Source organism: ANME-2 cluster archaeon (genome assembly GCA_019429385.1).
Classification (GTDB): domain Archaea; phylum Halobacteriota; class Methanosarcinia; order Methanosarcinales; family Methanocomedenaceae; genus Methanocomedens_B.
In genome coordinates this window covers 17,033-36,814 of sequence record JAHYIS010000004.1, presented here as the reverse complement: position 1 = coordinate 36,814, position 19,782 = coordinate 17,033, and the positions used below count along the sequence as shown (strand labels likewise).

At 45.1% G+C, this 19,782-nt stretch carries 23 protein-coding genes and 1 pseudogene; 12 read left to right on the top strand and 12 right to left on the bottom strand.

The annotated features are described in order from the left end of the window. Positions 1-36: 36 nt before the first annotated feature. A complete protein-coding gene (locus tag K0A89_02570; protein ID MBW6517371.1) occupies positions 37-1,023 on the top strand; it encodes a deoxyhypusine synthase in 987 nt (328 codons plus the stop codon). Beyond that, the gene (gene pyrF, locus K0A89_02565) at positions 1,020-1,670 is read left to right on the top strand and encodes an orotidine-5'-phosphate decarboxylase (GenBank protein MBW6517370.1); all 651 of its coding nucleotides are present in this window, start codon (positions 1,020-1,022) and stop codon (positions 1,668-1,670) included. Before K0A89_02570 ends, pyrF begins: the two co-directional genes overlap by 4 nt. A gap of 139 nt (positions 1,671-1,809) precedes the next feature. On the opposite strand, the gene K0A89_02560 is transcribed toward pyrF, so the two are convergent. Then, positions 1,810-2,421: a methyltransferase domain-containing protein gene (locus K0A89_02560; protein ID MBW6517369.1), complete on the bottom strand. Its 612-nt coding sequence runs from the start codon at positions 2,419-2,421 to the stop codon at positions 1,810-1,812. An 87-nt stretch (positions 2,422-2,508) separates the two neighbouring features. On the opposite strand from K0A89_02560, the gene K0A89_02555 reads away from it, so the two are divergent. The 4 genes from K0A89_02555 to K0A89_02540 all read left to right on the top strand — a co-directional run bounded on the left by K0A89_02555 (position 2,509) and on the right by K0A89_02540 (position 4,978). Then, positions 2,509-2,742, top strand: a complete 234-nt coding sequence (locus K0A89_02555) for a hypothetical protein (GenBank protein MBW6517368.1) — start codon at positions 2,509-2,511, stop codon at positions 2,740-2,742. 72 nt (positions 2,743-2,814) lie between these two features. Beyond that, entirely contained in the window at positions 2,815-3,042 is a 228-nt protein-coding gene (locus tag K0A89_02550) for a hypothetical protein (protein ID MBW6517367.1), read from the top strand. Next, entirely contained in the window at positions 3,029-4,249 is a 1,221-nt protein-coding gene (locus K0A89_02545; GenBank protein MBW6517366.1) for a radical SAM protein, read from the top strand. Before K0A89_02550 ends, K0A89_02545 begins: the two co-directional genes overlap by 14 nt. A gap of 342 nt (positions 4,250-4,591) precedes the next feature. After that, the gene (locus tag K0A89_02540; protein ID MBW6517365.1) at positions 4,592-4,978 is read left to right on the top strand and encodes a cytochrome c maturation protein CcmE; all 387 of its coding nucleotides are present in this window, start codon (positions 4,592-4,594) and stop codon (positions 4,976-4,978) included. Positions 4,979-5,027: 49 nt separating this feature from the next. Here the strand turns inward: K0A89_02540 and K0A89_02535 are convergent, their stop codons facing one another. Continuing rightward, a complete protein-coding gene (locus K0A89_02535; GenBank protein MBW6517364.1) occupies positions 5,028-5,627 on the bottom strand; it encodes an AsnC family transcriptional regulator in 600 nt (199 codons plus the stop codon). 363 nt (positions 5,628-5,990) lie between these two features. Here K0A89_02535 and K0A89_02530 point away from each other — a divergent pair, with 363 nt between their 5' ends. Beyond that, entirely contained in the window at positions 5,991-6,398 is a 408-nt protein-coding gene (locus K0A89_02530) for a hypothetical protein (protein ID MBW6517363.1), read from the top strand. Positions 6,399-6,437: 39 nt separating this feature from the next. Here the strand turns inward: K0A89_02530 and K0A89_02525 are convergent, their stop codons facing one another. The 7 genes from K0A89_02525 to K0A89_02495 form a co-directional block, all read right to left on the bottom strand. Beyond that, positions 6,438-6,647, bottom strand: coding sequence for a hypothetical protein (locus K0A89_02525; GenBank protein MBW6517362.1), 210 nt, complete (start codon positions 6,645-6,647; stop codon positions 6,438-6,440). A gap of 187 nt (positions 6,648-6,834) precedes the next feature. Further along, on the bottom strand, positions 6,835-9,177 hold the full coding sequence (gene ccsA / locus K0A89_02520) for a cytochrome c biogenesis protein CcsA (GenBank protein ID MBW6517361.1): 2,343 nt from the start codon (positions 9,175-9,177) through the stop codon (positions 6,835-6,837). After that, the gene (locus K0A89_02515; GenBank protein ID MBW6517360.1) at positions 9,178-9,654 is read right to left on the bottom strand and encodes a thioredoxin family protein; all 477 of its coding nucleotides are present in this window, start codon (positions 9,652-9,654) and stop codon (positions 9,178-9,180) included. An 87-nt stretch (positions 9,655-9,741) separates the two neighbouring features. Then, a complete protein-coding gene (locus tag K0A89_02510) occupies positions 9,742-11,211 on the bottom strand; it encodes a 4Fe-4S binding protein (protein ID MBW6517359.1) in 1,470 nt (489 codons plus the stop codon). Between the two features lie 16 nt (positions 11,212-11,227). Continuing rightward, the gene (locus tag K0A89_02505) at positions 11,228-11,950 is read right to left on the bottom strand and encodes a cytochrome c biogenesis CcdA family protein (protein ID MBW6517358.1); all 723 of its coding nucleotides are present in this window, start codon (positions 11,948-11,950) and stop codon (positions 11,228-11,230) included. A gap of 11 nt (positions 11,951-11,961) precedes the next feature. Next, the gene (locus K0A89_02500; protein MBW6517357.1) at positions 11,962-13,221 is read right to left on the bottom strand and encodes a PCYCGC domain-containing protein; all 1,260 of its coding nucleotides are present in this window, start codon (positions 13,219-13,221) and stop codon (positions 11,962-11,964) included. A 1-nt stretch (position 13,222) separates the two neighbouring features. Continuing rightward, positions 13,223-13,711: a DUF255 domain-containing protein gene (locus K0A89_02495; GenBank protein ID MBW6517356.1), complete on the bottom strand. Its 489-nt coding sequence runs from the start codon at positions 13,709-13,711 to the stop codon at positions 13,223-13,225. A gap of 212 nt (positions 13,712-13,923) precedes the next feature. On the opposite strand from K0A89_02495, the gene K0A89_02490 reads away from it, so the two are divergent. Next, entirely contained in the window at positions 13,924-14,319 is a 396-nt protein-coding gene (locus K0A89_02490) for a BlaI/MecI/CopY family transcriptional regulator (protein ID MBW6517355.1), read from the top strand. Between the two features lie 141 nt (positions 14,320-14,460). Here K0A89_02490 and K0A89_02485 read toward each other — a convergent pair whose 3' ends face one another. After that, positions 14,461-15,030, bottom strand: a complete 570-nt coding sequence (locus K0A89_02485; protein ID MBW6517354.1) for a TATA-box-binding protein — start codon at positions 15,028-15,030, stop codon at positions 14,461-14,463. A 339-nt stretch (positions 15,031-15,369) separates the two neighbouring features. Between K0A89_02485 and K0A89_02480 the strand changes: the two genes are divergently transcribed. Next, positions 15,370-15,723: a hypothetical protein gene (locus K0A89_02480; GenBank protein ID MBW6517353.1), complete on the top strand. Its 354-nt coding sequence runs from the start codon at positions 15,370-15,372 to the stop codon at positions 15,721-15,723. Positions 15,724-15,817: 94 nt separating this feature from the next. Here K0A89_02480 and K0A89_02475 read toward each other — a convergent pair whose 3' ends face one another. Continuing rightward, positions 15,818-16,726, bottom strand: coding sequence for a DUF475 domain-containing protein (locus tag K0A89_02475; GenBank protein ID MBW6517352.1), 909 nt, complete (start codon positions 16,724-16,726; stop codon positions 15,818-15,820). 63 nt (positions 16,727-16,789) lie between these two features. Further along, positions 16,790-18,241 (bottom strand): TrkH family potassium uptake protein, encoded by a 1,452-nt coding sequence (locus tag K0A89_02470; GenBank protein MBW6517351.1) that lies wholly within the window; start codon positions 18,239-18,241, stop codon positions 16,790-16,792. Positions 18,242-18,523: 282 nt separating this feature from the next. Here K0A89_02470 and K0A89_02465 point away from each other — a divergent pair, with 282 nt between their 5' ends. From K0A89_02465 to K0A89_02455, 3 genes and pseudogenes are all read left to right on the top strand, one after another. Next, positions 18,524-18,883 carry a hypothetical protein gene (locus tag K0A89_02465; protein ID MBW6517350.1) on the top strand — a complete coding sequence of 120 codons (360 nt, stop codon included), beginning with the start codon at positions 18,524-18,526 and terminating at the stop codon, positions 18,881-18,883. 102 nt (positions 18,884-18,985) lie between these two features. Continuing rightward, positions 18,986-19,384: a pyridoxamine 5'-phosphate oxidase family protein gene (locus K0A89_02460; GenBank protein ID MBW6517349.1), complete on the top strand. Its 399-nt coding sequence runs from the start codon at positions 18,986-18,988 to the stop codon at positions 19,382-19,384. A 65-nt stretch (positions 19,385-19,449) separates the two neighbouring features. Then, positions 19,450-19,704 (top strand): annotated as a pseudogene (locus K0A89_02455) (hypothetical protein). The last annotated feature ends 78 nt before the right edge of the window (positions 19,705-19,782 follow it).

Below are 19,782 nucleotides of genomic sequence, written 5' to 3'. Positions count from 1 at the left end.
TAAATTATAAAATAGTGTTTAATTTTTTTAACAATTATGAAACATGAAGAAAAACTCAGCGTTCCAATCCACAACAGCAGGCTTGAACACCCCATCAATCACGCATATATAACATCTGACATGTCCGTGGATGAACTGGTCAACCAGCTGAGCGGCTGCGCCTTCGGTGCGGGCCGGCTGGCAGGAGCAGTGGATATCTACACGGTTATGCTTGAGGATAATGAATGCACGAAATTCTTCGGCCTTGCCGGGGCCATGGTACCCGCAGGTATGCGCACTATCGTCAGCAGCCTGATAAGGGATGGTCATATCGACGTGCTGGTGACCACCGGTGCAAACCTGGTGCATGACATTATCGAAAGCCTGGGACTCCACCACTTCAAGGGGTCAGACCTTGTGGATGATATCCAGTTGAAACATGACCGGGTGAACAGGATATATGACGTGTTCCTGCCGGAGGAGCATTTCACGAATGTTGAGGAGTTCCTGCAGACAACATACTCAGAACTGGAAGGGCAGACCATTTCGATAAGGGAACTTCTTACCCACATAGGGAGCAAGCTGGAAGATAAAAATTCCCTCTTGAAATGCGCCTGCAACGCTGAAATTCCCATCTATTGTCCGGCCATCCAGGACTCTATCGTGGGTCTGCAGGCCTGGCTGTTCAGGCAGACCGGAAAACTGGTGGTAGACGCCTTTGCAGATATGCGTGAGTTCATAGATATATGCTATAATGCAAAGCGGGCCGGTGCATTGCTGATAGGTGGCGGCGTGCCTAAGAACTATATCCTGCAAAGCATGCTGGTCACTCCCAGGGATTTTGATTATGCTATCCAGCTGACCACGGACCGGCCTGACCCCGGGGGACTGAGCGGTGCCACCCTGGACGAGGCGCAGTCCTGGGGCAAAGTTGGAGAGAATGCAAAAGCCATGACCGTGTACGGCGATGCCACTATTACTCTGCCCATTATGGTGGCCGCTGCCAGGAGCAGGCTTGGAGAAAAAGGAAGGGGTATTCCATGAAAAAAGATACACGACTGATACTTGCTATGGATGTGACTGACAGGGATGCCGCTATTGCCATTACAGAAAAAACCGCCGCCTGCCTGGATGCAGTGAAGGTGGGGTACCCGCTGGTCTTGGCAGCAGGCGTGGATATCATCAGTGACCTGGCCCGGTTCGCTCCGGTAATTGCCGACTTCAAGGTGGCTGACATTCCCAATACCGACCGCCTGATATTGCAGCAGGCATATCGGGCAGGGGCTGCAGCTGTGATAGTTCACGCTTTTACCGGCCGGGATAGTCTTGAGGCATGCGTGTCCGAGGCCGGAAAATGGAACAGGGGCCTGTTTGTGGTAACAGAGATGAGCCATCCGGGTGCGGCTGATTTCATGACTGCTCCTGCCGGGGATATGGCACGTATGGCTGTTGATTGCGGTGTCACGGGTGTGGTGGCACCTGCCACGCGGCCTGAACGGGTGAAGCAGATACGAGATATCGTGGGCAACCTTACTATCATATCGCCGGGTGTCGGTGCGCAGGGCGGCAGTGCCGGTGATACTATCAGGGCAGGGGCCGATTATGTGATAGTGGGCAGGAGCATTTACCAGTCCGATGATCCGGAGGTGGCCGCAAGGCAAATCGCAGATGAGATAGTATCTGTGCTGTAAGCATTCTATAAGTGTTAAAAAAGCGTTTAACAAGTATTCTGCAGAACCATGTGTCAATGATGATAAAACCTTACTGAACTGATGAAGAACCCTATGAGTACTGAGACACGTGGTCTGTTGATATTTGATACTATTAGGTTTAAACCTGTTTTTTTGGTTTCGACCGTACCAGCCTGAACACATCCCCCAATCCCAGGTTGCGCTCCTCAATAACCTTCAACCCGGCTTTTTTGATATTCTCCACAGTCCTGCGATTGATATTGACACCCATGATAAATGTGAAAACAGGATTGAACACATCCTCCAGAAATGCAATAAAAACATGTTCGCTTCGCATATGCTCCAGGTTTGTAATGGTGCCCTGGAATTTGCACACCCGCCGCAACTCTTGTAAAGCATTTACCGGTTCCGGAACCGAGCACAAGACAAAAGTAGTGACCACGTTATCGAAACTATCATCCTTGAATGCCAGGTGTTCCCCATCCATCACCAGAAGCGAGACATTATCCATATCCTTTGCCTTTTTCTTTGCATGCTCGAGCATACCCGGACTAATATCCACTCCGATCACCGTGCTGTTCCCGGGATAATAGTTGAGGTTCTTTCCCGTACCCACTCCCATATCAAGTACCCTGCCGCCGATATCAGACAGCACCATACGCCGCCATTTTCTAAATTTCAGGAATTCGACCATGGATTCCATCAGGTCATACACATATGAAATCCGGTTGTATTTTGTGATTACTGACATTTTCCTCAAAGAATATATCTATCCGGTCCATTATAGTTATGCCCATAGAATCAAAGACACTGAATAAAAGGAAGGAACGAAACAACCATGGATAAACAGAAAAAACAGCAGTTAATAAGCTACGCCGGAATGCTAATGACGATGCTTGGCATACTGGTGGTGTTTTTCTACTTCAATCTCATCTCTTCACTGTTCATGTATGGTGTAATGAGCAGGGATGCTTCTTTTTTCATGTTCAAGGCACAGACGATCATTAAGATGTTGGGGCTGTTACTGATAATTATTGGAGTTATATCTATTTTCAATAAAAGTGGCTCCTGATCGTTCCTTGATAGGAATATTTTACGAGTGTAAGGCAAAATCAATATAATAGAGTATCTGATTTTAGACTGTATGGCTGAAAAGACCGAACAATTGAAAATAATGGCTCATGAAAAGCAGTTCCTTGACGATAGTGAATTCTACAATGATGATGGCAAACTGGTGAAATTCATTTGCCATGATTGTGATTTCTTCAAACCCGATGAAAAGATACTGGAATGCTTTGCATTCAAGATCGTTAAGAACCTGTTGAGAAAAAGAGTTGTCAGCCCGCAAGAGGTACTGGATGCACTCAGGTAACAGCGAATATCCGATACTTTTAGCAGATTGCAGTCTGAAACTGCTTGAAGTACCCTCCATTTTCGATGCTGCACGTGACCAGCTATATGAGGTCGACCAGGAGGCATTGGAATTCCTGCTGCAATTTGATGGCACAACTTCTATGAATGATATCCTGGAAAAAAATAACAGGCCAGAGGTATTGGAACTCCTCGATTACCTGGAACAAGAAGGTCTCTTTGTTCTCCGGGACCGACCTACCCCACGCCACCTCCAGGTCAGACAATCGCCCATACCTTCCCTGCGCTACCTGCTGGTGCACACCACCACCCGCTGCAACCTGAAATGCAAACATTGCTACCTGGGAGCAATGAGAGGAGAGGATATGACGATGAATATTTTCAGGCAGATGGTGGATGAGTTCATAGCAATGGGCGGGCTTAAGATAATGCTCTCGGGTGGTGAGCCTCTGCTGCATCCCCACATATGGGAGTTCCTGGAATACCTGAAAGCATCCGGCCTCAGGATTGTGATGTTGAGCAACGGCACCCTTATTGACCATGGAACGGCACTGCGCCTTCAGGGACTGGTGCATGAAGTACAGGTAAGCATTGACGGGACTGCGGTGTCCCATGATGCGCTGCGGGGCGAGGGGACCTTCGGGAAGACCCGGGATGCAGTACGATACCTGAAAGCCGAGGGCATAGATGTATCGGCAGCTACCATGATACATGCCCGTAATCTCGATGAGTTCGATGAAATTGAAAAGACCATCAATGCACTTGATATGCTCCAGTGGTCAGTGGACCTCCCCTGCGACGCAGGATATCTGTCAGAAAATCCAACATGGATGGCCGACATCTCCAGGGCAGCCAGTATCTTTTCATTATACGGGTTCGGGGAAGGAGCCCATGAGAGCACCGGACACTATACCTGCGGGTCGCACCTGTGTACGGTGATGCCGGACGGGGATATAGCGAAGTGCGGGTTCTTTGCCGGTGAACCTGCGGGCAATATATCACAGGGGTTGTTACCTGCCTGGGAACGGCTGTGTGATGAACAATTATGGGACCTGGATGAACTGGACTGTGCCGGATGTGCCAGTATCAGGGACTGCCGGGGAGGGTGCAGGTACCGGGCAAAAATGTGGGGCGGCAGCATGGTATCGCCCGACCCGCTGATGTGCCTGGCCAATGGAGTGGACCCGGACAAGTACATACAGGCATGATGATTAAAAAATGACTTTACATTTAGTAAACCGTAAAATGCTTAAATGAATATTCCCTAAACTATAGTGGTGATTATTAATGGTGATTCGAAAAGTGAAGAAAGCCAATAAGGGAACCTGCAAGTGCCACGTTTCATGTGCATAAGCTTGTTTCCATTCAATAATTGTGAACATTTTTGAAAATTCAGGGTTAAGCGGGGATTTCCAATCCTCTGCTTTTATTTATTGTCATTCTTTTTTCATACGTAGGTGCCAGGTTGTTATTCAGACGTATTTTCCTACAACAGGGCGTTTTACATCAAGCGTAAAGATAATATACTTTACACCTAATGTATATCTATAATGAACAGGAAAAATAAGACCATTATGGCCGGTACTGCCGTTATACTCCTGATCGGATATCTTACGATAACCGGATTGGGAAATTCCATTTCCAGTTATATGAAGATAGCCGATGTAAAAAATGGGAATTATGAAGGACAGTTGATCAGCGTGAATGGAAGCGTTGTAAATAATACGGTATCCTGGGTCCCTGAAACTACTGAACTCATGTTCAAAATGACGGATGACACCGGCACTTTTGATGTATATTATATAGGAAGCCTGCCGAACAGTTTTAACAGTGAATTTCCCATCGTGGTACAGGGACAATATGTTGAAGGGATTTTCAATGCCCGCAACATCCTGGTAAAATGCCCGTCAAAATATGAAGCAGAAATAGAAGAATGAATACATGGATTTTGAATGTACCATTACAGCACATTCAACATATCCGAAATCAGGATTTTTTCTTGAACCCCTGGTATTTATCCATAAACGCGGATTTACAGGTGTTACAGCAGAAATAATAGTTCTTGTCATCGATCTTGCTCTTTACAGCCCCTTCTGCCATCTCCTTGCTGCAGTAGGAACAGGACATCTTGATCAATGAAGCTGCCATGTTCGTGGCATCTTTTTTAATGACATCCCTGATAAGTATGGCCCGCGCTTTATTGATGCCGGGTTCGGTAAGTGAGTTCTGGATGCGCATCACATCGTCAGCGCTTCCCACGACCTTTGCTATGATGCCGAAATCCGAGTCAGACGATACGGAAATCTCCACGACCTCATCCATTTCGGATAACCTGGAAACGATAGCCTGTGACTCTGATGGCTTGACATCAATGATCAGCACTGCGCTTTGATACCCTTCGATCTTTTCCTGGTCGATATCAATAGTGAATCTCCTGATGATGCCCAGCTGCTGCATGCGCTCGACGCGGCTGCCAATGGTGGGTACACTGGTGTGGGTTTTTTTGGCGACCTCCCTGAAAGACTGCCTTCCCTCCTCCTGGAGAAGAGTGAGTATTTTTATGTCCAGTTCGTCAAGTTCTGCCATGGTCTTCCCTGTAATAGTAGTGTTGGTAACTCAGTTGATATTGGTAATTGACCACGCTTTGGTGTGGTTTTACTTGTATCTTTATAGGGGTTTTATCCTCATTAGTTTAACTGATGGGGATTGGGATAGGAGGTGTCTGTTGTAGCGGTCAATGGGATGGTTAGAATAGGGCTATGTTTTTTCCTGGCAAAAAACCGGGCACGAAGATAGTGAGCATGGCGGCTTTATTGAGCAAGTACGGAAAATTAATGTCATGATGGGACGTATAAAGACAGGATTATGCCACTTACACCCTTCCATCTTGCCCCGGCGCTTTTTTTCGGTTTATTGTTGATCAGGTATATTCACTTCCCCACGTTCATAATGGCAAACATCGTTGTTGACCCGGAACCTTTTTTCATCCTGTTACTGGGTCTTAACTATCCGCTTCATGGTTTTTTCCATTCTTTTGCCGGTGGTTCTCTTGTTGCCATTGGTCTTGCATTTTGTATGATCAAATTAAATAGATTTGTCCAGGTTCCGGCTCGAACCTTCAAAGTTTCGCAGGATCTATCATTAAGAAGCATCCTGTTTGCATCTTTTTTTGGAATATATCTGCATATACTATTTGATTCTACGTTATATTCTGATATCAAGCCTTTTTATCCATCTGATCTCAATCCTTTTCTTAATAATGGCATTTTGTCTGGAATTGATATTTATATCTTTTGTAGTATTTTATTCATCCCAGGGTTTTTGTTGTATGGATTGAGGTTGCTGCGTGTCGATTGATTCATAGTCCACGAATTCGTTTTCGAAAATTGTATCCAGTTATTCAGGCAATTTAAATATTTTTGAATGGTCACTTATGGTTATCTTGGGAGGTACAAGAAACCCCTCCTCAGGCACCTCATTTGATGCGATAGTGACAACATTATTCTTAATGCCAATAATTTTACCCATGTGCATCCTGTTATCAAAGTTCCAGAGCACTTTTACCCTATCGCCGATTGAAATTGTATTGCCTTCAAGTTCTTCCATCTGATATCTCCCCACTACGCATAGAATGTATAGCTATTAATCATACATATACATTCCGAATTGATATGATTAATAATTATAATAACCACATCCGTCTCAAAATATCAATTTCAATAATTCACCAGCTTACCCCCACGTAATCTCAACAAGGACCAGGGGATTAAAATACCAGAGGGGGACATCCCCCTCAAACCTTTTTGTGTCCCTTTTTCCTTGTTCCGGGATTGGGATTATAGACCATTATCATGCTGATCCCGACCGAGAAGAACACAATCCCCAGCCATACCTCATTGACCATAGGTATCAGCTTGAACGTAAGGGGAATACTACCGGATTCACTCTTCCCCTGGAACAGGATGTAAATATCCTTTGTCAGCTTTCGCACAACCATTGGATGCGTGGCACTGCCCTTGGGACCGGTCACGTACTCGGCATATCCGTCACCTACTTCCCTTCCGTTCTTGAAAACAGTCAGGTAGACCTGCTGGGTGTTAAGACCTCCTGAGACGGTCAGGTAGCGGGCATCATTGGAGAACAGGATTGCAGGGTATACCTCACCTGTAGACTGGCTTACAAAGTCGACCATCATCAGACCTGTGGCAGTTATCTCTTCACCATTGTTTATCTCCACCGGGTCCGTGGCAATCTGCATCTGTCCGGTGTCGTCATCGATCGTGAGATAAGAATACCTGCCGCTGTCATATTTTTCCACCACCTTGCCGCTGACCTCCACAGTTGTGCCTGAATAGGATTGCGGGTTTGCCAGTATGCTCCGGATAGGAGTCCCGGGATACGAACCCACAGGAGCCGCAGTCTTTACATCATTAAGCATCAGGCTGTACCCGTTCCCCACATCTACCTGTGAACCCAGCTGGTTTTGACTGAGGGTAGGGCTGGCAGTACTTCCAAAAGACACGCTGATAGGCGTGCCGAACAGAATGAACACCACGCCCAGATGGATGAGCAGCATACCTGAACGGCGTATCAATATCCTTCTCTTGTCATGGTACTTCTTTACATCGTCAGAGAACGTCTGCAAAATCGCATAGAGCATGTATCCCAGGGGTGGGATTATGGACAATACTGATATCTCGCCCAGGAACCGATACAGCGGCGGCTGGGACTGGTAGAACGGTGTGGTATGGTCCAGTACATGGAAATTCTTCATTTTATAGAACGAAACCAGAACCGTCAATACCACGACAACGCCCAGTGTTTTCAATGACTCGGTCTTTTTGCCTTTGGTGTACTGCAGGCAATACCCTGCCACCAGGAGCATCACTATCACTGCTGGATAGGAATTCACATTAAAGAAATCCACAGCCTGGGGCGCCATTGCTACCTTTTCGCTTGCCAGGAGTTGCTGTATGACCGGGAACGTGATACCCCACACAGATACCAGGGTCAATAACCCGAACAATATCAATGTGATAAGGAACAGGTTCTGCTTCTCGAACACATCCAGCACGATCTCCTTAAAGCTCATATCAGGGCCGTGCGGCTCCTGCTGATCTGTTTTGAGGTATTTCAACACTACTGCGACCGTAGGAACCACCACTGAAATCAGGGTCAGCACCAGCAGGTATGTGCCGGTATCAGACTCACCGAAAGCATGTACCGAATTGAACAGTCCGCTGCGTGTCACCAGTGCCGCATATATGATAGTTGCAAAGGAAAATGCTGCAAATAAGGGTGCAGCCAACTGGAAATTCATTTCATTCTTCCTGTGCTGCGAGATGGCATGTAAAAAGCCTGTCAGTACCAGCCAGGGTATGAAGGAGGATGTCTCGACCGGGTCCCATGCCCAGAAGCCGCCCCATCCCAGTATAAGGTATGCCCACAATCCACCCAGCGCAATACCCCAGGTAAGGAACAACCAGGTGAGCCTGCCCCATTGCCGTGCAATGGGTTCCCAGCCCTTCTCGCCGGTGAACAGATAGACCATTGCAGCAGCGAAGGGGATGGTCATCAGGCCATACCCTATGAACAGGGTTGGAGGATGGATCGCCATCCAGGGAGTGATGAGCAGGGTGTTCAGCCCGGAACCGTCATCAGGCATGAAATTCGGAGGGAGAGATGGGTTTGAGACAAAGATAGTCTCGAAGGGAGATATCTTGAAGGTCATTATCATCAGATACAGCCCAACCAGCAGGGTAACCAGCTGGGTCCTGCGAATGAGCGGTGTGTCCCAGCCGTGTTTTTCACTGAGCCAGAACGCAGAGACAACTATGACCCACACCCAGAAGAGCAACGTGCCCGACTGTCCTGCCAGCACTGCAGATATCTTATAGAACAGGGAAAGGTCCAGGCTGCTGTACTGCCAGACATATATATACCTGAAATTCGAGTTCACGAAGTAGCTGGTCAACAATAGCAGGTCAATGGTAAGCAGCGCAGTTGCGCCCCTCAATAACCATGTCATCCAGGGCATGAACGTTTCGTCATTCTTCAGTTCCTTGAGTAGCAAACCGGCCAGTATAATGACATTTGTCACTATGGCCAGGAATAGTAAAGAGTCTCCAGTCTCCATTTATTGTCCTCCATGAGTAGAATCGTAATTTGCCTTGACCGACTTCAGTAATTGGTAGAAATAATCGGCATCGACATAACCCCCCACCCTGTCGATCACTTTCCCGTTACCGTCCACGAACAGTTCATGGGGCGGGTAACTGACACCGTACCGTGCGGGAACCACGTTATCCTCGTCCAGGTCGATGGCCACCATCACGAAATCTTCTTCCAGCATCTGCCGTATCCGGGGGTCGGTCAGGGTCTGGGTCTCGAATTTCTCACAATACTGGCACCAAACGGCCCAGAAATAGACAAATACAGGTTTGTTCTCTTCCCTGGAAATGGCCATACCTTCATCCAGGTTCTTATGCCACTGGAAATCTGACAGGTACGCGTAGTTCTCATCACTGAGCACCACCGAGTTGTTCATTGTGAGGTACAGGAAGCCTATCACCAGTACCAATACTACGAGGGTTATTGCTTTCTTGGTTCTCATTTCATTACTTCCGCTGCTGTTTTTATATCATTGTATTTTGGTCGGTTTATTATTCTGATTATTATTGTCAATGCAATATTTCATTCATCAGGTCATGTCCAGCACAGGCAGGGTAAGTATCCACAGACCTATGGCTGTGTACAAAGTCATGACCGCAAACGCACCTGCAATTCCTGAACCTGCCAGTCTGTTGCCGTTCTGGCTCCGGGACAGCCCATATCCTAACCAGAGGGAAAATACAAACCCGGCAATCAATATCAGTATCTGTAACAGGTTAATGGTCCCGTAGTCCAGGGATGGATTGCCGTTGATGATGTTCAACCCGGCCCAGTGAGTGACTTCATACATCCCAAAGAAGATGCCCCGAATCAGTTTGAACAGGTTCCATGCCATGTATGCGGCCAGTCCCAGAGGTATGAACGCGTAGGAATAGGATACGAACCGGTTCCGGGCATGTTGCTGGTCGTGTGTACCGCGCATTGCCAGGTACATCAACAGAACTGCAGATATACTGATACCGGTCAGGATGACCACCGCCATGATGTTTCGGTCGATACCCAGCCAGTGCACCAGTTCGATAATCCTGTTACGGAACGGCGTGTGTTCCATACCCATAAGGAAGAACATTATGACAGTGATTGAATGCACGAAGAAGGCCTCGTCAGGGTACACCTTTTTTGATTTAAGCACGTCCATTCCCAGGGGGCGGGTACTCACGCGGATGTTGTTTTTTGAGCAGGTTTTGATGCATTGGGTGCAATAAATGCAGGAGTTATTGCGTTCCATGGTCTGGGGGAACTCGTACATGGGGCAGCCGTGACCGTGCTCATTACCGGTGAGGCATTCCTTATCCTTATGCGCCTTGCATACATCCTTCGATGAGCAGCGCAATTCACTGCCGGATATCATGCTGAACACTCCCAGCACCAGTCCGGTCGGACAGACGAATTTGCAAAAGGTGCGCTTCTCGTATACCATGCCCATTACTATCGCAATGCCAAGGAAGGTCAACAGCAGGAATGCAGTAGCCTCAGGGTTGCGGGTGAACCTGAACAGGTGTCGCTCGGCAGCAGTGACAAATATGAACAGTGCAATGGCAATCCACACATTCCTGAACTTTTCAGGATATTTGCGGTTCAGGCTAAAAGTACGGCTTACCCAGGAATGAATGGCGCCCAACGGGCAGACCGAACACCAGAAACGTCCGATGATAAGGATGGAAAAGGCCAGGAGCGGGTGCCATATATCCCACACAAAAGCTGTTGCGAACACGCTGCCTTCGACCATCTTCTGGTCGTTGCCGCCGGTAAGCCCTGAGTAGATTATTAGCAGGAATACGGCAGTAGTGAGGATATGGACAGCCGTCTGGTATTGCGGCCACCTCAGGATGCGGGAGATAATACCGGATTCAAGATAATTACCAGGCGTATGTTCAAACAGGTCAGGTTCCTGTTTAAGGGTCCTTTTCTGTCTAACGATGTTCCGGCCCCGTTCATCCGGATATGCAGGTGTGGTCATGGTAGCAGATACAACTTTTTTTATACCGGTTTTTTTCATGGCAGTGTCCGTCCTCCTATATTATTGGCGGAATAAAGGGCAGCAGAGCCGCTTGTATCATCTTGTCGATACCGAACAGTATCATCAATCCAACCAGTATCAGCACCAGGCCTGAGAGTTTCTTGAACCAGGGAGTGTATGGCATCAACCATCTGAAGTTCGCAGCTGCATATTTTCCCGAATATGCGATTATCAGCATGGGAATACCTACTCCGATAGAATATACCATGAGCATCAACATGCCGTACTCGGTATTTCCTTTCAGGCTGGCGAACAGGAGTATGGAGCCAAGGATGGGGCCGACACAGGGTATCCACATGAAACCGAGGGATGAACCCAGTGCAAAGCCGCCCAGCATACCCTGTCCCTGGATATCCGGTCCCCTGCTGGTCAGGGGCTTCAACACGGACCGGACCGCTTCCAGTACCCTGCTGGATAAGCCGACATAGATGTTGTTAATATCTTCGTCAAACATCACGGCACCCATACCGGTGATAAAGAAAATGGCAAACCACCTGAGGTATTCTCCTAATTCAAATATCGAAGAGCCAACAGCAGATATCACACCCCCCATCAGGGTGAACGAGAGAGACATGCCCAGGACTATTGATACCGGGCGAAACCTGCTTCCCTGTGAACCCGCCAGTACAGCTGGCAGGATAGGCAGGATGCAGGGTGTCAGGATGGTCAATAACCCTGCCGCGAATGCCAATACAAGGGACGGTGCCTGGACTTCCATGCCTGTACTCCTTATTGGGTTTCGGCCAGTACATTATCCAGGGTGCCCACGATGGTCACCGTCAACAGATCGCCGGTCTGCTCAACATCATACCGGGTAAATCCTGATGCAAGACTGTTGGATGCCCTTGTCCTGTACTCTGAGACCAGTATCTCGCCATTCTGTACCAGGTGATATACCAGTTCGTGCTGAACCAGTCCGTTCCCGGCATCATTCAAACCGCTGTAGAATGTATCAGAGTAACGGGTCCTGGGAATTCCTACCATGCCTATGGCTGTATTTTCACCGTCGACCTCATCAAGCAGTATCTTGTAGTCACCATAAGAATTTTCCAGATTCGATGTGCCGGTAATAAGCAGGCTGGTCTGCTGCACATTGTAAGTATGCCCGAAGATAAAAGGCCTGGTCGTTACAATATTGCTCATGCCCGGCTCATTCACCGGTAATATGCCAGTGTCGGTATATCCTATATCATGAAGCTCTATCCATGAGTCCTGGCTGTAATCGGCACTGAACATGCTAACGAGCGGCACTCCATAGAATCCGGGAGGCTGTATCCTTGTCACGCCATATTCTTTGAGAGGGGTACCATCAACCAGTTTCATATTGACGAACTGGCCCCATATCACTCCTTTCGGGGTCATGTTAAGACCGTTAGCAAGGCTCCTGAAACCGTATTTCATTTCAAGTTTGCTGTAATCCACATCAGGGGCCTGTCTGGGTGATGGGGCGCTGCTTATTGCACTTATCGTGTTGATATTGAAGTCCTGCGAGATTGGAACTCCTCCGTTGTTGGGTCCGTACCTGCTGTATTCACCATCGATGACATCCTTTATTTCTGATATATACATGCCCGAGTCGAACAGGTTCTTTATCCTGATGACCTCGCCAACACAGATGTCACAGTTGGAAGCATGGCTGGAATACACTCCCTCGTCAGAGATGAAGCAGTTTTTCAGGCTCTTATGGCCCATTCCGCCGCACCCGCAATAACAGGGTATCTTCTCAACTACTTCAGGATTTTTCAGGGTGTATCCATAAGCCTTCAGGGTTACCGGGTTATTATATGCGTAGCTTGGAAGGTTCAGGTCATCATAATTATCAGCCTGGGTGTTATTGCTCATTATGAAATATGCACCGGCAAGTATTACGACTCCGGCGACGGCGTATATTAATAATTTATTGTGCTCTTTTTTCCTGCGGTTTTTTGAAGGGGCGACTGCCCCCTGTGATTGATTTGCGGCTCTGTTTAGTTTCTTCTTTGCTGCCATGTTATACCTCGTTGTTGATTACTTCATTCAGGTGTTCATAGAAGGAGTCCTGGTCCATATATCCGGGAATTCTTGTGCCAATTATTTCCTGGCCGTCCGGTGTGGTAAAAATGGAAGTGGGGGTGGCTCTTATGCCAAGATTGATGGCAATATCCCTCTGTTCGACTGTATCGATGGACAGAAGAACAAAATTCTCGTTGAGTAAACTCGTGATTCGTTCATCATTGAACGACTCGGCTTCGAATTTCTTGCACCAGCCGCAGGATAGCGACCTGCCGTAAATAAATATCATTTTGTTCTCTGACTGCGCGCGGTGCATTGCATCGCCAATCGAGGTCTGGAACGTGAGCTGGCCCAGATTCAGGGTTGTAGTGTTCACTTCATCAGGAAGTGCTGTTGCGTTGTCGTTTTGATTTAAGAGATAAACTGAAGCTGAAATTATCACAATGCCTGCCAGGATTGCCAGAATTATCGGTCTTTTATTGAACATCTCTTACCGTCCAAATTTACTATTCTATTGCTTACGTCCGTGTGTTTACACTTACTGTATAGTATTTACACCTATTGTAAACTGCGTGTTTATTATCCTTTCGCTTAAAATAACATTCAAATTTCACCATACGATTTTAAAAACGTCAGTCCTAAGCGTTATTTTCAATTCTGGTGCAAACATTTATATACTTTACACCTACTGTAAAACTCGTGGTCAGAATACATCACATAAATCTGGAAAAAAAAGGACTGGTGAAATTCATGAGTCCTTACGAGGTCGAAATACTCCAGATACTGTGGGAAAAAAGAACTCTGAACAGTACGCAGATACAGCAATATCTATCAAAGAATAACAGGGTATTGAAAATTGCTACGGTATCAGGTCTCCTTTCCAGGCTTGAAGATGCGGGATATGTGACCAGGGAGACCATCCAGTCAGGTTCAAAACTGCGTTATGTATATTCACCCGTTGCAGGGGAGAAAGAGATGGCGGAATTGATATCGCATGGAATAATGGAACATCTGGAAGAGGCTTATGGAAGCGACTTTTATGAATTCATACAGACGTATAGTGATTCCAGTAACATGAATGGATCCTTTTCATGAGATCCTGTATCACAAGCACTTCCTGGATATCCAGGTACTTCTCATCCATGTAACATGAATGGATCCTTTTCATGAGATCCTGTATCTGGTAGAATATTCTCATAGTACAATACTTCACGCGTGTATAAAAAAAGAGTAATTCTATTCCAGAATACCCATTTCTTCCAGGTCCCGGACAATTATATCTAATGCTTCCAATGCATCATCATATTCTTTACAACCAGTTATGACCAGTCTGCCTGTACTGAATATCAATATGACTACCTTTGGTACGAATAAACGGTACACCATGCCAGGGAATGTATCCGGTTCATATTCCACATTCTCAAGACCAAGACCCAGTGCTACTTTATTCATGTTCAGCTGTACACCAAGGTTTGCCGAGAATACGATGTTCTTATACTGGATGTAGGGAACTATCTCCGGAATGAGTCCTGCACCGTACAATGCTTCCACTACCCTGCCAATGCCATCCTCAACAATCTCGTAGCCCTTGGCGCCAGTTGAAACCATTTTACCGCTCCTGAATACCAGGACTGTACTTGAGGGTTCTTTCAACCTGACAATAACACCTGAAAAATGTTCAGGGTCATACTCTGCCCCCTCGAACAATTCTGCCGCGTGTACCAGGTCGACATAATCGCCTACTGATGTGGAGGCTACCATGTTCTCTATTTTCAGGGTGGCTTTTACCCTGTCCACGACTGACATCGGTATAAGAATCATTCAATTATTGATATCTATTTGGATTGTGGCATTGTGGTCGCGAATGTTCTTACGGGATATACCCACATTACACGGTCTTATTTTGCGTAGATGTCAAGGCGATAAATTCAATGTTTCGGGATAACCGGTAAAAAACATAATGACAAATATTATATACTTTACAAATCATTAATTTTAGAGAGTAACAAGCAAACCGAATCAACTATTGATGATTTTTAAAAAATAACCATTCTTTTACACCATGTTATTTTTAGTTATGAACGAGCACATGAAAATTTAGTTGGAACCACCAGCAAAGCAATTCTCCAGGAACTTATAAAAGAATTGAAGACTACATTTGAATTAGGTGATATCGGTTATATAAGTAAGTCAAAAAGTATGCAGGAGAACCTGCAAGTTTATATTGATAATCTTAATTCATCAAAATACTTCAATGAGGTAACTATCGAACAGGTAAATGGAACGCATGTCTTTGAAGTGAAACAATGTGAATTTGCCAAAAAGAATTCACATATGATTTTATCTGAGAAAAAACATACCTGTCCCTTTGCGATAGTTGCCGCAGCTATAATTTACTATTCTACTGGTGAAAATCTGATAATACACAACACGGTTTTTAATGTCAACGGTGGCAGAACAGTTATCGAACAGGTAAAAAAGAGTAACACGGGCAAGTAACTGTGATAACTATCAATTATAATTAATCGGTAATCCGTCACTATGAAAATAATTGAGTAAATAATTCATATTTCCCTTGGATACTATCAATGATTCATAGGAACCTTCGTGACTTTAAAAAGAAATAACTGATTATTAAAAATGTTATCACTGGTGACAGCCAGGGTGGAATATGGAATTGAAAACTGTCCAGCACCATGATCATTCCCAGGAAAAAAATTGAATACATCGCTCCATTTTTCAGATATAGATATTTTTTTATCCTGTCAATGTTGCTCATTGTGAGATTGCGCACCATTATGGCACCGATACCGTTCCCGACCAGGATCAACGGGACTGAAAGAGTAAATGCGAATGCACCTACCACACCATCAATAGAAAATGTTGCATCGATAACTTCCAGATACATGATCTTACTCCAGTCGGTCAGATGAGTATTACCTATAAGTTCTTTCTCCCTCTGTTCTGCATTCTGCCTGAAACCGTGAACAATAAAAAATGCCGTTGAACCCAGCACCGCACCGAATGCCATAAATGGGTTCTGCTGAATGGAAAACCACGTTATTAAAGTTAGAATAATGGACACTACTGCAAAGAACCATACCCCGTGCCGGTAAAAGAATCTCTCGCCCCTGAGACCGTAGTTCTTGGTCTCGATGAACAGCCAGTGAAAGAACAGGAATATCAGGAAAACGCCGCCTGATACCAGCAATACCGGTGATGATTCTTCGATGGCCATTGCTATCTCGTGGTCATTGCTGAACATGGCTGTAAAAGCATCAACAGGACCCAGGGATGGATGGGATGACCAGACAATCAGCCAGGGTAATGCGCCTCTGACGGCAAAGACTGCAATGAAAATTCCCCATGTCAGGAACCACCGTCTTGCCTTCATGGACATGGTCGAGAGCACTTCTGCATTGATTACCGCATTGTCGATGCTGGTCACTGTCTCAAAGAGAGCAAGACCCACAATAATTAAAATAATTGAAAATGCATCCATTGTCAATGTCCGGATTACCCGGTTTTAATTGAACTGTAATGTAAAAATCTTTTTTCTTTTTTGCTATTCAAATCCCCGGAATATTAGCTTGAACATCACAATAATCGGAATGATCTCTAACCTGCCTATCCACATATTGATTATCAACATGATCTTTCCGGCCCAGTTCATGTCCGGAGTCGTGATTCCGGTGGATAGACCTACATTGCTCTGTGCTGATACCACTTCAAATATGACGTCGTCCAGATCATAAGATAACGGAGTGATCTGAAGCATGACAAATATTCCAATGATAAGAAAAATAAACCACAGAAATGAAATAAGTGCGGCTTCGCTGAGAAGGGCGTACATATTATCACTTGAAAGCACCTTTTCGCCAAACTTATGAACAACAACTGCATTTTCCGGCAGTGAGATCTTTTTGAACCACCAGTCAATTCCCGAATACAGGGCAACACCACGAATAAGTTTAATTCCGCCTGCTGTTGAACCTGCAGCACCTCCCAGCAACATTACCAGGATGAGTACGATATGGGCAGTGGAAGTCCATTCATGGATTATTCCTGTTTGCAGACCGGTGCATGTCAGGGCTGAAACAACCTGGAATATTGAATACCGGGATGACAGTATCCAATCACTGAAATGGAGATAATTCTCAAGTGTAAGACCGAATGCGGCCACTATGATCACAATCAGTAAAGTACGACACTGCAGATCCCTCAGGAATTCACCTGGATTGCCCTTCAATATTTTATAGTGGACAAGGAATGAAACTGCACCTATTACCATTATCGGAATGAGAGCCAGTTCAATAAATGGATTGTCATATGAGGCTATACTTGCATCTTTTATTGAAAAACCACCTGTTCCTACCGCGACCATGGCATGATTTATTGAATCCCACAACGGCATTCCCACTGCCAGGAGAAGAAGTATTGAAATAAAAGTAAGAAAGAAGTATATCCACCATATCATTCGCACAGTATCCATGATATGCGGAAATATTTTTTCTTCCCGTCCCTCGGCACGATATAAATAGAACATGATGGTACCTGGCCGGGTTATTATGCTTAACATCAGGACAATAACTCCGACACCACCTATCCATTGAGTGAGGGAGCGCCAGAACTGAATGGTATGGGTGAGTTGTGAAGGGGCAACTATCATGCTCAGTCCGGTACCGGTCCATCCTGAGACTGCTTCAAAGAACGAATTTAACGGCGACATCCTTTCTACTAGAATATAGGGGAGAGCACTGAACAGAGGTATAACAAGCCATGCTATGGATGAGATGGCCATTGCATGTTTCAATTGGAGGTCACTCGCACCCTTGCACGAATATTTTAATGCAAGTCCGGCAATTCCCGAGAGAAGAGACGTAACGAGCAATCCAAAAGCTGCATGATATTCATTGAATATGAAAGAAATAGATATTGACAGGAATGATAATACACAGACTATCAGCAAAAGATTTCCAATTTCTCTGGCTATGATCTTAAGATTATTGAATTTCAAATCAATGACCCCCGTAATTAATGTATTCTGGATAATACTATTTATAGTACGAACTTGAATGACCTGGGATAACTGGTTTTCTTTATTATTTTTTTGTTGTCTTCAACACCGTGTGTCATTTCAGGCTTATTTTTTTATTATTTTTTCCCGGATTTAAGAATGCCTTTATTGTTCTTGAATAAATCACCATACCATGGTTGGACAATTTAATATTTGATTAAAATAAAAAAGTAGATATATACTTTATATAGGTTAACGTTTAAACCTTAAATAAGGTGATTAATGTTGGAAACCTATCATTTATTATCTCTGACTTTTAATATATTATCCATTATTTTGGGATTGTTGGGATTAGTCTTTGTTGTAAAAAATTGGATCGTATGGCAAAAAACCAGTGTGGATATCATTAAAGCCAGGGCGTTCCTTGATAAGAGATTCCTGGAACGAAATTGGCTGTACCTGGTAATAGTTGGTGGAATAATTATATTCAGGAGAATGTACAGGCTTGCCGTTCTCTATCAATACAAGTTTGTATATATGGGGCCAGGTGAGGTAGTATTTGATTTTCTCGGTTTTGTAGTCATTTTCATACTTGTAACAATGGCATATCAGTGGTACAAGATCATACAGTCCCATGCTTAAAAAAATATAATTATTCTGTTTTAACCAGCCAAAGTATCAGGACAGTTCATATATCCAAACCTTTATGAACCTCAATAACTACAACAATCAATGGTGAACAATATGGTCAAATTATCCACTGAAGTGAAAGAAGTTATCCAAAAACAGAAACCTCTGCCAATTGCAACGGCAGACAAAACCGGCAAACCCAATGTTATTTTTGTCGGCATGTGGAAATTCATTGATGATGAGACAATAATGATAGTTGACAACTTCCTCAAGAAAACCGCGGATAACCTTAAAGCCAATCCGAAATTATCCCTGGTTGCTTATGATGCTGAATCCAAAAAATCCTATCAGGTCAAAGGTTCAGTTGACTATCTTGAAAAGGGGGCTATGTATGATGAAGCTCAAGCAATGGCTTCATCCAAGAAATTGCCTGGTAAAGCTGTTCTTATATTCCATGTAGAAGAGGTTTATGACTCGGTCTATGGACCAAACGCTGGTACGAAAATCTCATGACACAGGTATTAGAATGATGGGTTTATCGATACAAATATAATGGTGATCAATTGACAGAAACAGCAATGAAAAATAAGGATAAAAAGAACGTCTATATTGGTGACGAATTTACTGAAGAAGATGAGCTGGAAGGAAAACCGGAAGTTAACGAGCTTGAAGGTTTGTATGACCTTATGATACCACCCGGCGTACCCGAATCATTAATCGTGGAACTGGTGGAGGAGTTTGACCTGGAACCGGTGACCAGACTGGCCAATGTTCAGATCGTGGAAATCGACCCCCGCGAAATACTGGTACTGCGAGGGGACCTGGAAACGGTTAATATGGCCCATGATTACATGGTCAAGCGGATGCGCGAGATCAGTACTGGTGGATTTAAAAGTCCGTGGGTAAAGGAT

Coding starts and splice junctions, on each gene's coding strand:
- K0A89_02570 (MBW6517371.1), top strand. CDS start 37: ATGAAACATGAAGAAAAACTCAGCGTTCCAATCCACAACAGCAGGCTT.
- pyrF (MBW6517370.1), top strand. CDS start 1,020: ATGAAAAAAGATACACGACTGATACTTGCTATGGATGTGACTGACAGG.
- K0A89_02560 (MBW6517369.1), bottom strand. CDS start 2,421: ATGTCAGTAATCACAAAATACAACCGGATTTCATATGTGTATGACCTG.
- K0A89_02555 (MBW6517368.1), top strand. CDS start 2,509: ATGGATAAACAGAAAAAACAGCAGTTAATAAGCTACGCCGGAATGCTA.
- K0A89_02550 (MBW6517367.1), top strand. CDS start 2,815: ATGGCTGAAAAGACCGAACAATTGAAAATAATGGCTCATGAAAAGCAG.
- K0A89_02545 (MBW6517366.1), top strand. CDS start 3,029: ATGCACTCAGGTAACAGCGAATATCCGATACTTTTAGCAGATTGCAGT.
- K0A89_02540 (MBW6517365.1), top strand. CDS start 4,592: ATGAACAGGAAAAATAAGACCATTATGGCCGGTACTGCCGTTATACTC.
- K0A89_02535 (MBW6517364.1), bottom strand. CDS start 5,627: ATGGCAGAACTTGACGAACTGGACATAAAAATACTCACTCTTCTCCAG.
- K0A89_02530 (MBW6517363.1), top strand. CDS start 5,991: ATGGCAAACATCGTTGTTGACCCGGAACCTTTTTTCATCCTGTTACTG.
- K0A89_02525 (MBW6517362.1), bottom strand. CDS start 6,647: ATGGAAGAACTTGAAGGCAATACAATTTCAATCGGCGATAGGGTAAAA.
- ccsA (MBW6517361.1), bottom strand. CDS start 9,177: ATGGAGACTGGAGACTCTTTACTATTCCTGGCCATAGTGACAAATGTC.
- K0A89_02515 (MBW6517360.1), bottom strand. CDS start 9,654: ATGAGAACCAAGAAAGCAATAACCCTCGTAGTATTGGTACTGGTGATA.
- K0A89_02510 (MBW6517359.1), bottom strand. CDS start 11,211: ATGAAAAAAACCGGTATAAAAAAAGTTGTATCTGCTACCATGACCACA.
- K0A89_02505 (MBW6517358.1), bottom strand. CDS start 11,950: ATGGAAGTCCAGGCACCGTCCCTTGTATTGGCATTCGCGGCAGGGTTA.
- K0A89_02500 (MBW6517357.1), bottom strand. CDS start 13,221: ATGGCAGCAAAGAAGAAACTAAACAGAGCCGCAAATCAATCACAGGGG.
- K0A89_02495 (MBW6517356.1), bottom strand. CDS start 13,711: ATGTTCAATAAAAGACCGATAATTCTGGCAATCCTGGCAGGCATTGTG.
- K0A89_02485 (MBW6517354.1), bottom strand. CDS start 15,030: ATGTCAGTCGTGGACAGGGTAAAAGCCACCCTGAAAATAGAGAACATG.
- K0A89_02475 (MBW6517352.1), bottom strand. CDS start 16,726: ATGGATGCATTTTCAATTATTTTAATTATTGTGGGTCTTGCTCTCTTT.
- K0A89_02465 (MBW6517350.1), top strand. CDS start 18,524: ATGTTGGAAACCTATCATTTATTATCTCTGACTTTTAATATATTATCC.
- K0A89_02460 (MBW6517349.1), top strand. CDS start 18,986: ATGGTCAAATTATCCACTGAAGTGAAAGAAGTTATCCAAAAACAGAAA.